This is a genomic window from Staphylococcus sp. aM (assembly GCF_052975125.1).
Map to the genome: position 1 here is coordinate 1,707,120 of NZ_CP121447.1, position 12,201 is coordinate 1,719,320.

Annotated in this window: 21 protein-coding genes; 6 read left to right on the top strand and 15 right to left on the bottom strand. The window is 32.4% G+C overall.

The genetic code is table 11. From position 1 onward, the window contains the following. Positions 1–5: 5 nt before the first annotated feature. The 5 genes from P7F85_RS08365 to P7F85_RS08385 form a co-directional block, all read right to left on the bottom strand. A complete protein-coding gene (locus tag P7F85_RS08365) occupies positions 6–560 on the bottom strand; it encodes a single-stranded DNA-binding protein (RefSeq protein WP_117725852.1) in 555 nt (184 codons plus the stop codon). A 28-nt stretch (positions 561–588) separates the two neighbouring features. Then, positions 589–1,365 carry an AAA family ATPase gene (locus P7F85_RS08370; RefSeq protein ID WP_117725851.1) on the bottom strand — a complete coding sequence of 259 codons (777 nt, stop codon included), beginning with the start codon at positions 1,363–1,365 and terminating at the stop codon, positions 589–591. Next, positions 1,358–1,585: a DUF2483 family protein gene (locus tag P7F85_RS08375; protein ID WP_117725850.1), complete on the bottom strand. Its 228-nt coding sequence runs from the start codon at positions 1,583–1,585 to the stop codon at positions 1,358–1,360. Before P7F85_RS08375 ends, P7F85_RS08370 begins: the two co-directional genes overlap by 8 nt. Further along, positions 1,551–1,805, bottom strand: a complete 255-nt coding sequence (locus P7F85_RS08380) for a hypothetical protein (protein WP_117725849.1) — start codon at positions 1,803–1,805, stop codon at positions 1,551–1,553. The genes P7F85_RS08375 and P7F85_RS08380 overlap by 35 nt, the downstream gene beginning before the upstream one ends. 71 nt (positions 1,806–1,876) lie before the next feature. Next, positions 1,877–2,047 carry a DUF1270 family protein gene (locus tag P7F85_RS08385; RefSeq protein WP_107566320.1) on the bottom strand — a complete coding sequence of 57 codons (171 nt, stop codon included), beginning with the start codon at positions 2,045–2,047 and terminating at the stop codon, positions 1,877–1,879. Between the two features lie 77 nt (positions 2,048–2,124). Between P7F85_RS08385 and P7F85_RS08390 the strand changes: the two genes are divergently transcribed. Further along, on the top strand, positions 2,125–2,391 hold the full coding sequence (locus P7F85_RS08390) for a hypothetical protein (RefSeq protein WP_052731441.1): 267 nt from the start codon (positions 2,125–2,127) through the stop codon (positions 2,389–2,391). On the opposite strand, the gene P7F85_RS08395 is transcribed toward P7F85_RS08390, so the two are convergent. Then, on the bottom strand, positions 2,388–2,513 hold the full coding sequence (locus tag P7F85_RS08395; RefSeq protein WP_258076488.1) for a hypothetical protein: 126 nt from the start codon (positions 2,511–2,513) through the stop codon (positions 2,388–2,390). The two genes, P7F85_RS08390 and P7F85_RS08395, sit on opposite strands and share 4 nt — an antisense overlap. A 2-nt stretch (positions 2,514–2,515) precedes the next feature. After that, positions 2,516–2,833: a DUF771 domain-containing protein gene (locus P7F85_RS08400; RefSeq protein WP_015365164.1), complete on the bottom strand. Its 318-nt coding sequence runs from the start codon at positions 2,831–2,833 to the stop codon at positions 2,516–2,518. 58 nt (positions 2,834–2,891) lie between these two features. Between P7F85_RS08400 and P7F85_RS08405 the strand changes: the two genes are divergently transcribed. Further along, entirely contained in the window at positions 2,892–3,122 is a 231-nt protein-coding gene (locus tag P7F85_RS08405; protein WP_046464320.1) for a hypothetical protein, read from the top strand. Here P7F85_RS08405 and P7F85_RS08410 read toward each other — a convergent pair. From P7F85_RS08410 to P7F85_RS08420, 3 genes are read right to left on the bottom strand one after another with little or no spacing between them, the layout of a single operon-like run. Continuing rightward, entirely contained in the window at positions 3,119–3,265 is a 147-nt protein-coding gene (locus P7F85_RS08410) for a hypothetical protein (RefSeq protein WP_162987634.1), read from the bottom strand. The genes P7F85_RS08405 and P7F85_RS08410 overlap by 4 nt on opposite strands. Before the next feature lie 14 nt (positions 3,266–3,279). Further along, positions 3,280–4,035: a phage antirepressor KilAC domain-containing protein gene (locus P7F85_RS08415; RefSeq protein ID WP_107566319.1), complete on the bottom strand. Its 756-nt coding sequence runs from the start codon at positions 4,033–4,035 to the stop codon at positions 3,280–3,282. A 13-nt stretch (positions 4,036–4,048) separates the two neighbouring features. Continuing rightward, the gene (locus P7F85_RS08420; protein WP_046464318.1) at positions 4,049–4,309 is read right to left on the bottom strand and encodes a helix-turn-helix domain-containing protein; all 261 of its coding nucleotides are present in this window, start codon (positions 4,307–4,309) and stop codon (positions 4,049–4,051) included. A 191-nt stretch (positions 4,310–4,500) separates the two neighbouring features. Between P7F85_RS08420 and P7F85_RS08425 the strand changes: the two genes are divergently transcribed. The 4 genes from P7F85_RS08425 to P7F85_RS08440 all read left to right on the top strand — a co-directional run bounded on the left by P7F85_RS08425 (position 4,501) and on the right by P7F85_RS08440 (position 7,318). Continuing rightward, positions 4,501–5,139, top strand: a complete 639-nt coding sequence (locus tag P7F85_RS08425) for an XRE family transcriptional regulator (protein WP_046464317.1) — start codon at positions 4,501–4,503, stop codon at positions 5,137–5,139. A gap of 54 nt (positions 5,140–5,193) precedes the next feature. Next, complete coding sequence (locus tag P7F85_RS08430; protein ID WP_162987635.1) at positions 5,194–5,358, top strand: hypothetical protein; 165 nt, start codon at positions 5,194–5,196, stop codon at positions 5,356–5,358. A gap of 463 nt (positions 5,359–5,821) precedes the next feature. Next, entirely contained in the window at positions 5,822–5,947 is a 126-nt protein-coding gene (locus P7F85_RS08435; RefSeq protein WP_257875483.1) for a hypothetical protein, read from the top strand. A 345-nt stretch (positions 5,948–6,292) separates the two neighbouring features. Further along, entirely contained in the window at positions 6,293–7,318 is a 1,026-nt protein-coding gene (locus P7F85_RS08440; RefSeq protein ID WP_015365171.1) for a tyrosine-type recombinase/integrase, read from the top strand. Between the two features lie 166 nt (positions 7,319–7,484). Here the strand turns inward: P7F85_RS08440 and P7F85_RS08445 are convergent, their stop codons facing one another. The 5 genes from P7F85_RS08445 to sdhA form a co-directional block, all read right to left on the bottom strand. Beyond that, the gene (locus tag P7F85_RS08445) at positions 7,485–8,003 is read right to left on the bottom strand and encodes a YfcE family phosphodiesterase (RefSeq protein WP_002466007.1); all 519 of its coding nucleotides are present in this window, start codon (positions 8,001–8,003) and stop codon (positions 7,485–7,487) included. Next, positions 7,996–8,583: an XTP/dITP diphosphatase gene (locus tag P7F85_RS08450; protein ID WP_002466003.1), complete on the bottom strand. Its 588-nt coding sequence runs from the start codon at positions 8,581–8,583 to the stop codon at positions 7,996–7,998. Before P7F85_RS08450 ends, P7F85_RS08445 begins: the two co-directional genes overlap by 8 nt. A 15-nt stretch (positions 8,584–8,598) precedes the next feature. After that, positions 8,599–9,396: a glutamate racemase gene (gene racE, locus P7F85_RS08455; protein ID WP_002466008.1), complete on the bottom strand. Its 798-nt coding sequence runs from the start codon at positions 9,394–9,396 to the stop codon at positions 8,599–8,601. Between the two features lie 151 nt (positions 9,397–9,547). After that, positions 9,548–10,384 (bottom strand): succinate dehydrogenase iron-sulfur subunit, encoded by an 837-nt coding sequence (gene sdhB, locus P7F85_RS08460; protein ID WP_015365172.1) that lies wholly within the window; start codon positions 10,382–10,384, stop codon positions 9,548–9,550. Further along, positions 10,384–12,150: a succinate dehydrogenase flavoprotein subunit gene (sdhA, locus tag P7F85_RS08465; RefSeq protein WP_002466012.1), complete on the bottom strand. Its 1,767-nt coding sequence runs from the start codon at positions 12,148–12,150 to the stop codon at positions 10,384–10,386. The genes sdhB and sdhA overlap by 1 nt, the downstream gene beginning before the upstream one ends. Positions 12,151–12,201: the final 51 nt, after the last annotated feature.

A 12,201-nucleotide genomic window follows, 5' to 3' on the forward strand; every position in this document is an offset into this window, starting at 1 on the left:
ACGTCCTAGAATGGTAAGTCATCATCACTGATATCAATTGGACCATTTGCATTGCCAAATGGATTGTCTTGTTTACTCATTGGTGTTTGTTGCCCGTTTGCTTGCTTTTCTTTTTGTTTCATTTCATTTGTTTTAGGTTCTGGTTTATTAACGATTTCATCACCTTTGTTCCAAACTTTAACGAATGATAGTCTTACGAAATATTTGCCTTGATCCTCGTTAAATTTGTATTTAAGTACGATTGTTCCCATTTTGTTAATTAACTCATCTGTATTAAATGTTAAATCTGGTAAGTTTAATTTGATTCCTAATCTACTTAACAACTCTATATATTGTTTTTCTTGAAAGTCTTGTTGGAATGGTGGAACAAATTGATTGTGCTTATATTGTTTGCCTTCGTTATTTTCAAATACGATAGTGAAGTAACGACCCTGCGCATCATTCGATACAATATCTTTTACTTTCACTGTAAATTCTCCAGCTCCTAAAAAGTCGCCGCCTTTTAAAAATGTCTCTTGATTAGTTTCTTTAATGTGTTGTGCTTGTCCTGTGATTTTCATAATTAATTACCGGCCTTTTAATTTTTTATTAGTTTCCGTTTCTTATTGCGTCTATTAGCATTGACAATGACGCATTTTCAAATTTCTTATTGTTTAATGTCACTGATGGTGAATGTCTTACTTTTGTTTCATAGTCTGCGGATGGTTCTACGCTAAATATCCATCTCGTTTGATTTTCGCCATCTACTACATCAGTTTCTGTATATGTTCTTGCTAATACATCCGATTGACTAATTACTGCGTCTCTGATTGAATCTTGTGCTTTGATAGTTACCGACGGATTGAATAAAGTTCCATCTTCCCTCTTGTCAGAGCTATTTCCCTCGTGCCCTGTGATAGCAAAATGAAATTTATATTCTTGTTGCAACTTACTTATAAATCTGTACATACTGATAATTCTTGTCGCAACTTCTCCCCAATCATTAAATTGAGGTTTTCGAGTTTTACCTTTCATAACTTGATCTAATGTAATGTCGCGTAATTTTTGCAAAGTTTCTATAATTACTATGTCGACTGGTTGCCCTTTCTCTCTTGCAGCAGTTAATATCTTAGGTAAATCTTGGATTATCTTAGCTAAGTGATTAAAACTAGTGATTGAAACACCTAAACCATTTTCAACAACCGTTGTTCCATCTTCGTTAATATCTAATACAAAAGCATTATTTTCTCTTGTAAGTGATGTCGTTTTACCAGTACCAGGACGACCATAGACAACAAATTTGTAATACTTCTCTTTGTTCTGTTGCGCTAAATTTTCAATGCCTAGTTGAGTGAAAATATCTTTTTCAGTGTTTGGTTCAGTCATACTCGACCTCCTCATATTCAGTTGATTCTTTTACAGTTTTCTTGATTGCAGTGTGTTTTGTCATGTCAATCACTGCATTATCCATACCGTCAAAATCTTTAGCGTCTCGTCTGTTAGTTGAATATTTAATATCTGGAAAATTTACGCTAGGTCGATTAGTGATATATATGTCATCATCAACATCTTTAAGTTTGATGAGATAAGTCACTGTCTCTTTCATCTATCAAACACACTCCTTTGATTACTTTTTTAGCTAGTTCAAAATTGGTTAGCATTTCACCTTCTGAATGAATGGTGTTATCTATTTGAAGAACGCTCACACCGTTTGCATGGTAATGTGAGAACCAAATAACATCGTATTTATAGTCAACTTGAAAACGATTGTTTGGTATCAAATCCATCAAATCATGTGCCATTCGTTTAAATTTATGTTGTTTCATTTGTACCTCCGTGATATATTATGAGTAGTTGTATTTCGTGATTGGATGTTTTGACTGTCTGCTAATGGCCGTTAGCATTCAGTCTTTTTTATTTGAAAAAATTCATATTCGAAAAATACAAATGCTGCGATACTGATTAACATTGCGATACCTAATGCAGTTGTGAAGTAGATACCTGCAAATGTAAGTGCTAGTGAAAATGTGAACCATGTGAGTAGTGCGATTAAGAATGATTTGTTCATTGGTAGACCTCCTTTCTAAATAAATTTTCGTGATATAATCCTTTTATCGCTACTGCGATAGTGGGTGGTGAAACAGAATGAATAAGTACGTTGTTTCTTATGACCTAAATAAAGAAGGCCAAAGATATGATTTAATAATCCATTTTTTAAAACGTCTTCCAATCGCTATTAAAGTTTTAGAATCATGTTGGTTAGTCAAAACTGATAAATCTATTGATGAATTATCTGATAATATAAACACGATTTTAGATAGCAATGACGAATATCTAGTTGTGAAATTTGACGATTTCCCATACGGATTCTTGCACAAGGAAACGATTCAAAAAATAAACGAAGAATTTTAGAATACACCTAGTTTCTCTAAATCTTTATTTTTAGCTCTTTTAGTTCCACTCTTAGCATTCCTAACTTCCTCTACCAAAAGTGCTGTTAGGAGTGCTATTTTAATGAGTTGTAGTTTGTTCATGTTTATCTCCCCTTTCCATGTATTTCTTCGAAATGTTCTTCTATGAACTTATTCATCTTTCTAGCGTTGAATCTCCAACGATTTAAACTCTCATCTGGATAATGTGCGATACCTTGTTTTTTAAGTAATTTCTCAAATTTAGGATTGAATAATAATCTATCTTTAATAGTGTCGTCAGATGACATTTTTAATTTGCGTTTCAATTCTTTTAAGTCCCAAACTGGATCTAGTGAGTAATTTATTAACTCATCGTATTCATCTTTAGCGACAAGCACGTGTGTGTCGGGTATGGGTACAGATACAGTTAAAGTTTGCGTCATATTAGATACTCCTTTCGTGTATAATGTTGTTATCCCTTTATGAAGGGAGGTGCGTATTATGAATCGAAACTTAATTACTAGTTATTTAGATATTGAAAATATTGATTCTCTAACTCTAAAATTAGTAAATGATGAAAAAATATTAATCAGAAAATTGGCTACCGACCATACTGGAAATGATTATATTCACGTTTTAGAACCTAAGGACAGAGTTATTGATTTAAATAAAGTCATTTATTTCAATATCAATACAACTAATAACGTTGGAACTGATTTCTTTCCGAATTAATCAGTGACGTTTCTATACGCATCCACCAGATTCGCAGTTGCCTCAATCAACTGTGGGTCTGGATTTTTTTGAATTTGTTTTAACAAATAATCAATTGTTAAATACATTTCATTTGGATTAATTCTTAATAAATTTTCTTGCATTTGTTATGCCTCCTTTAAGTTGTTTGTTCGATTGTGGGTAGGATGTCGTTATCTTTGAGTAATTCATAGATGAAAAGACGTCCTTTTTGTGTCCACTTGGTATTCATTCTTACTGATGTACTCCCATCTTTATGCTCAATTTCTGTAGTTGATGAATGTGTGTAACCTTTGTCTTGAATATTTGAGTAAAGTAACCATTGTCCTGATTGTTTGTATTGAACTTTTAAATCATGAAGTAGTTTGTTTAATGCTTGAGCTGACATACCGTAATCTTTTGCAATTTGTCCAACAGTGACTAAACTTTTATTATTCAAGATAGTATCTAAATAAGATGCTTTAGGTTCATATTCGGCTATTTTCTGTTTGTTCATGTTATTTTCTAGTTCTAACTTCTCTTTTTCTTCTACTGTTTGAAGTAGTTGTGATAACGCCTCTTTATATGTTCCAGGTAATCTGCTTTGAATCGCGTTCTCCATCTCATTAAATTTATTAATGTAGGTCATTTTGAATTCGTTGTGACCTTGAATATTGAACATGTATAAAGTGAAACCGTCTTTTGTTAGTAAGTATTCTTTTCTACTTTCTCCTTTAGAATCTTTATATTCGCTTGGAATGATTAACGAGCTCACATTTGAGCCGGTTAAAATTTTCTCTAATCCTCTGAGTACATTTTTGTGAGTTCTATTTAACTCATTCGCTACTACTCGACTAGAAACAACTGCTCCTAATTCTGTATTGTTTTCAATTTGAATTTCTTGTAATGCTTGCATTTGGTTTCCTCCTTTAAGTTGTTTGGTGTTCTTTTTCTTCGACTAAAACGTATTTAAAATACGATTCGTCTTTTAAAAAAATAATCTCATCGATTGAGACTTCTAAAGTATTAGCGATTTTAAACGCATCTTTAGGTTTAATCATTTCTGGATTGTTTTCCCAAAAATTATATGTTGATGGTGAAATACCTAATTTATTAGCAAAAGATGATTGAGTATAACCTTTTCTTTTGCGCCATTCATCTAATTTTAGGTTCTGTTTGATGTGATTCATTTTTTGACCTCCTTGTTAAGCTCTGATTAGAGTATATCGAATTATAAATACGATTGCAAGTTTTTTTCGTAATTATTTTTTTGAAATTAGTAATTTTATTTTTTAAAATCGTATTTTAAGTGTTGCAATTACGATTTTTCATAGTATAATAAAAAGTGTCAAAAACATCATATATAAGGAAGGTAATTAAAATGGCTTTCAAAAATTCCATCAAAGAAATTAGATTAGATAATAGACTGTCGAAAGTTGAAATGGCTAAAAAATTAGATGTTTCGGAAGGCACAATAAGAATGTGGGAAAACGGTAAAAACGAACCTAGAATGGGAATGATTGAAAAAATATCTAGCTTATTCCATGTTTCAAAAGGATATCTTTTAGGTGAAGTAGAAGAATCAACACTACCAGATTTTGATGGCGAAGTTGATATTCCTTATTATGGCAAAGTTTCTGCAGGTAATTTTGAAGAAATGACAATTGACAATGAATCAGTTAAAGCACCAAATTTTGCATTCAATGGTCGTAAACCTAGCGAATGTATTGCTTTGCAAGTAAATGGAGATAGCATGAACAAAATCTTGGCAAACGGATCATACATAATCGTACATGATTATAGAAAGAATCAAGACTATAAGTTGAATAGTAATGACATTCTAGTACTTCGTTTAGGTGGAGAATACACGGTAAAGCGTGTTAGACGTACTGAAACAAAGTTACATTTAGACCCGGTAAGCTATTCTGATGAGTTCAAAACTAATTCTTATGATTTAGATTCTATAGATGAAATTGAAGTAATTGGAAAAGTTATTTATAACTACCAAATTTTTGATTAATAAGCGACCTAGTGACGCTTTAATATAAATATTTAAACAAAGGAGAAATGTAGAATGAAAATAATTAATTATCAAGTTAAACTGAGGAAAATTTATTATACCGTGAGAACTAACAGAGGTAATGTTTTTAGGAAGTCACGTCCTAAAAAAGAAAGTATTATAAAAACACGCAGAAAATTACAAAAATACGCCAGAGAAATTGATGAAAAAAGACAGTAAGTCCAAAGGAGGCGTAGATGATGACATTCGTTATTGAATTGTTACTAATTTTACTAATGTTAAATATTATTTTGTTAATCATCAATATTTATAAACTTATAAAAGCGAACGAACAAATTTCCAAAAGAGCTTATACCATGTGGACGGTATTAACCATAGTTTTTATCTCTATTATCGTGATAATACTATATAATTTTATTTTTTTATAATTATATAATTCACATTTAGCTACTGCATATGATCAAGATGAAATAAACTTAATCTAAGGGGATGAATACATTGATCTATGTGATTATCGGTTTATTTTTAATTAGTATTTTTTTATTTATTTTCAGTTTCTTTTTATCACAAACTGAAGGGATAACTTATAAACACACATGTAGAACAATTTCATTGGCTTTTTTAGCTGTAAGTATAATCTCATTTCTAGGATATCTAATTTTATGATATGGTGGTGTTTATTGTGAAATTTAAATTTATTATAGCAGTTATTATGATGGCAACTTTATCATTATCTGCTTGCGACCGTCATGCAGACAATGTACTTAAAGATAATAATAAAATAGAGGATAAAACAACTAAACACTAATCCTTAAATCTTATTTTGATTGCTAGAAAGGACTTTTAAAATTATGTTTTATTTTCTTTTCGGCATTATTTTCATAATTACCATCACTTTCCTACATTCACTTTATGTAATTGTGAAAATTCAAGAAAAGAAGTTAACTATTAAAATTATATTAATCTATATAATTTTATATTTTATTATTTTAATAGTTTTGGTAACAATTCTAATAAATATAATGCAAATAAATGAATTTAGTTGATTCTAACTCTCTATTAAAAAGAGTACATTTTAACATACTCTTTTTTTATATTTTTAGGGTAGTCCGCCTACCCTTATTATTTTTTACCTTTTTTGAGGAGGGATAACATGCAAACACGATGTTATGACGGTAAAAAATGGCAATACGAATTTAAGTATGAAGGTAAACGGTATAGACAAAAAGGTTTTCGAACAAAAAGAGAAGCTAATTCTGCTGGATTAGATAAGTTAAATGAGTTAAAGCAAGGCATTGATTATGAACCTAATTTAACGCTGTATGACTATTTTAAAACGTGGTGTGAAACGTTTAAGAAATCGACTGTAACACCTAAAACATATAAGTCTTACGCTGCTGCTATAGAACATATCAATAACCACCCCATTGGCAAGAAAAAGCTGAAAGATTTATCCAGGTATCACTATCAAGATTTTATTAATGAATTTTCAAAAAATCATTCTAAAGAGTCTATAAGAAAATTAAATGGCTATATAAGAACATCATTAGACGATGCAGTATACGAAGGGCTTATTGCAAAGAACCCTACCTTTAAGGTTAATTATAGGGCTAATAACCCTAATAAAAGTGAAGATAGTAAGTATATCAATCTAAAAGATTATGAAGTGTTAAAACAGCATTTGATGACTAAAGACAACGCATCTTCACTCGTACTATTCATCATGATTTGTACTGGTTGTCGTATAAGTGGCGCGTTAAATCTAAAGCGTGAATATATCAATCAAATTAAAAGCGAAATATATATTGATGAACATAAAACTGATTCATCTCCACGTTATGTGTCTATTAGTCCGAAAGATATGAATTATATCATTAAATCTATTGATCAATTACCTAGAACAATTGACGGTACTATCTTTGGTGAACTAACAAACAATGCAGTTAACAAACGTTTAAAAAAATATTGTAACAATCTAGGTATCAAAGAAATCACTTCACATGCTTTACGTCATACTCACTGTTCATATTTACTAGCCAAAGGCATTTCTATATATTACATTTCGAAAAGACTAGGACACAAAAATATATCAGTTACTACTGAATTTTATTCACATTTACTTGAAGAAACATACAAAGAAGAAGATGCAAAAGCAACACAAATAATAAGTGCAATGTGATTTTTAGGGACCCATTAGGGACCCGAAAGCCCATGAAACCCGTCGTTATAAGGTTTATAGTATCCCTCCCAGGACGCTAATAAGAGTTGTAATCTACTGAGATTACAACTCTTTTTTATTACATTTTTATATGCAAACTAGAAAACAGTTAGGCAATATTGAATGCCTAACTGTTTTCTAGTTTGAATTCGATTGTATCTATCGCTTTATTTTCACGATTTCTAAAATTCAAAGTACATTGTAATGTCGTATCATCAATGATAAGTTCTGCATAAGTTTCTTCAACAGTACTTCTTGATTGTGAAATACTGCCTGGGTTAATCACGTGCACGTTGGCAAGATTTTCATATTTAGCAACATGTGTATGTCCGTAAAATGCTAATTGCGCACCAATAGTCTTAGCTTTTTCAGCCAATTTCATTCTTGTCTGATTGACCTGATACAAATGTCCATGTGTATAAAATGCACGAACATCATGATGTGTAATAGATTGCTCCTCTGGAAATTCTGGATAAAAATCACAATTTCCTTTAACTCGATGATATAAGCTCAATTCTGTGTCATCATATTGAAATTCAGAATCTCCAAGATGAAGGAATACATCTGCGTCTTGATGTTGATCATACACTTGGTACAGAATACCTGTTTCATTATGATTATCACTAACTATAATCCATTTACTCATTTTTCTCCCCCGCTAAAAATTGTTGTAATTGTTCTATAGCATGACCTCGATGGCTAATTTTAGCCTTTTCGGCATCTGACAATTGTGCCATTGTTTTATTTAAAGAAGGTACATAGAAAATCGGATCATAACCAAATCCATGATCCCCGATTGGTTCTGTTGTTATTTCGCCTTTTACTGTCCCTTTAAATTGGGTCGTCTCACCATTTGGTGCACTCATACTAATCACACATACAAATTGTGCGTTTCTATCAGAAATATTTTCCATATTTTTCAATAATTTATTAATATTGTCTTGGTCATTTTTATCTAATCCTGCATATCTTGCAGAATAGACACCTGGTTCACCATTTAATGCTTGGACTTCTAAACCACTATCATCAGCAATGACTTGTTTATTTAAAGCTTTAGCTGCTGCAACAGATTTTAATTTAGCATTTTCTTCAAAAGTTGTTCCTGTCTCTTCTACATCAAAATCTTTAATTAATTCACTAATACCTATGACATTATGGTTAGGAAATATAGCTTTAAAATCATTAATCTTACCTTTATTATTAGATGCTATTACGATATCTTCCATTAATAATTCCTCCATTTAACCTACTGAAATACGTTCCACTTTAGTATCCATACCTAGCCACTCTTTAATAATATTTTCAATATGCATTGTATCTCCAGTTGCAAAGAAACGATGTGGCGGATGTTGTGTATAACTAGCATGTTCATTACTAAATGTTAATAAAGCACTGACTTCTCTTGCTGTTTCCAATCCCGAAGAAATAACTGTCTTTTTACCACCAAAATAATCATTAATAGGTTTGTATAATAATGGATAATGTGTACATCCTAATATAACTGTATCTGCTTCGCTATTACGCCATTGTTTTAAGGTTTGATGTATCACAATACTGGTAATTGTCGGATCATTATATCTCATTTGTTCAACTAAAGGTACAAACCCAGGACAAGCAATACCATATACTTCTACATTAGGATTAATACGTTTAATATGTTTTCTATAAGCTTCTGATTTTATCGTTCCTTCTGTTCCTAAAATTAAAACATTTTGATTCTTAGTCGTCATTATAGCCGTACGAGCACCAGGTTCAATGACACCGATTACTGGGATTGGTAATATTTTTTGTAAATGTTCTAATGCTACCGCTGTAGCTGTATTACAAGCTATCACAAGCATTTTAATATCGAATTCTACAAGTTTCTGTGCTATTTCAGTTGTGAACTGTTTAACCTCTTCACCTGATCTAGGCCCATATGGACATCTTCCAATATCACCTAAATAATAAATGGTTTCATTAGGAAGTTGTCTCATAATCTCCTTAGCTACTGTTAAACCACCCACACCTGAATCTATTACTCCAATTGGTCTATTCATTGTCTTACATCCTTATTTAATAGTTAACTTTTATTTTATCATAAGCATACTCAAGTGTTGATTAATTCGAACAAAATCACTAATGATGTTTTCATCTAGCAACACATAAAAAAGGGGCACCCCCTAAAAGGGGTACCCTATAAATTCTATATTAGTCAACTTTGTGGTCAGAACCAAAGAATGATTTAAACATATGGAATGATGTTTCTCTGTTCATTGCTGCAATTGATGTAGTCAATGGAATACCTTTTGGACAAGCATTCACACAGTTTTGTGAATTACCACATTGTTGTAATCCACCTGCACCCATTAAAGCATCTAGGCGTTCATCTTTAGTCATAGCACCAGTTGGATGTAAGTCGAATAAACGTACTTGTGAAATAGCTTGCGCACCAACGAAATCATTTTTTTGAGTTACGTTAGGACAAACTTCTAGACAAACACCACAAGTCATACATTTAGATAATTCGTATGCTGTTTGACGTTTTTTCTCAGGCATACGAGGACCTGGACCTAAATCATACGTACCATCGATTGGAATCCAAGCTTTCATACGTTTCAAGTTGTCGAACATTCTTGAACGATCAACTTGTAAGTCACGAATGACTGGGAATGTACTCATTGGTTCTAAACGTATTGGTTGTTCTAATTGATCAACGATAGCAGAACAAGATTGTCTTGCACGACCGTTAATTACCATCGAACAAGCACCACATACTTCTTCTAAACAGTTCATATCCCATGTTACAGGTGTAGTTTTTTCACCTTTAATGTTAACTGGGTTACGTCTAATTTCCATTAAACAAGCAATGACATTTAAATTTTCTTTGTAAGGAATTTCAAATGTTTCTTCATATGGTTTTGATTCACTATTATCTTGACGTTTAATAATCAATTTAACTGTTTTTTGTTTAGGTTGATTATTTTGATCTTGTGCTGGTTGATTACCTTGAGTTTCTGGAGTGTCTTTTACTGATTGTTCAGCCATTATTTTTTACCTCCTTTAGACTTACTAGTGTAATCACGTTTACGCGGTGGAATTAAGCTAATATCAACTGGTTCATAAGTGAATTTTGGTGCTTCAGTTCTACCTTGGTAGTGAGCCATAGTTGTTTTTAACCATTCTTCGTCATTACGTTCTGGGAATTCTGGTTTGTAGTGTGCACCACGTGATTCGTTACGGTTATATGCACCGATAGTGATTACACGTGCTAATACAAGCATATTCCATAATTGACGTGTGAAGAATACGGCTTGGTTACTCCAAGTTTGTGTATCTTCCATGTCAATATCTTCATAACGTTTCATCAATTCTTGAATTTTCTTATCAGTTTCTAATAATTTATTATTTTCACGTACAACAGTTACGTTTGCTGTCATAATTTCACCTAATTCACGGTGAAGTTTATATGCATTTTCGCTACCACGCATGTTTAATAATTTATCGAAACGTTCTTGTTCTTCTTTAACACGAGCTTCATAGATACTATCATCTAGGTCAGTGTATGAAGTTTCAATTTCATCAAGATATTTAATTGCATTTGGACCTGCAACTGTACCACCATAAATTGCTGATAATAATGAGTTAGCACCAAGTCTATTACCACCATGTTGTGAGAAGTCACATTCTCCTGCTGCAAATAAACCTTTAATATTTGTCATTTGATCATAATCTACATATAAACCGCCCATTGAGTAGTGTACGGCTGGGAAGATTTTCATTGGTACTTTACGTGGATCGTCACCTGTGAATTTTTCATAAATCTCGATAATACCACCAAGTTTAACGTCTAACTCATGTGGATCTTTATGTGATAAATCAAGGTATACCATGTTTTCACCATTGATACCTAATTTTTGGTTAATACATACATCGAAGATTTCACGTGTCGCGATGTCACGAGGTACTAAGTTACCATAGTCAGGATATTTCTCTTCTAAGAAATACCAAGGCTTACCATCTTTATATGTCCAAATTCGTCCACCTTCACCACGTGCTGATTCACTCATTAGACGTAGTTTATCGTCACCAGGAATAGCAGTAGGATGGATTTGAATGAATTCCCCATTTGCATAAATAGCGCCTTGTTGATAAACGATTGATGCTGCTGATCCTGTGTTAATCATTGAGTTAGTTGTTTTACCAAAGATAATACCTGGACCACCAGTAGCCATAATTACGGCATCTGATCCGAATGATTGAATTTCAGAAGTCGTCATATTTTGAGCAACAATACCTCTAGCCGTATTATCGTCATCTTTGACTATACCTAAGAATTCCCAACCTTCGTATTTTGTTACTAGTCCATCTACTTCATAAGCACGAACTTGTTCATCTAATGCATAAAGTAATTGTTGACCTGTTGTTGCTCCGGCAAATGCTGTTCTGTGATATAACGTACCGCCGAAACGTCTGAAGTCAAGTAAACCTTCATTTGTTCTACTAAACATTACACCCATACGGTCTAATAAATGAATAATATTAGGCGCAGCTTCAGCCATCGCTTTGACAGGTGGTTGGTTTGCTAAGAAGTCCCCACCATAAACAGTGTCATCAAAGTGAATCCAAGGTGAGTCACCTTCACCTTTAGTATTTACCGCACCGTTAATACCACCTTGAGCACAAACTGAATGCGAACGTTTTACAGGTACTAATGAGAATAGATCTACATGTGCACCTTTTTCTGCTGCTTTAATTGTTGACATCAGACCGGCAAGTCCTCCACCGACAACAATAATTTTTTTCTCTGCCATAGAAATGTCACTCCCCTGAAATATTAAAACTAAGACTAGTTAATGTGTATT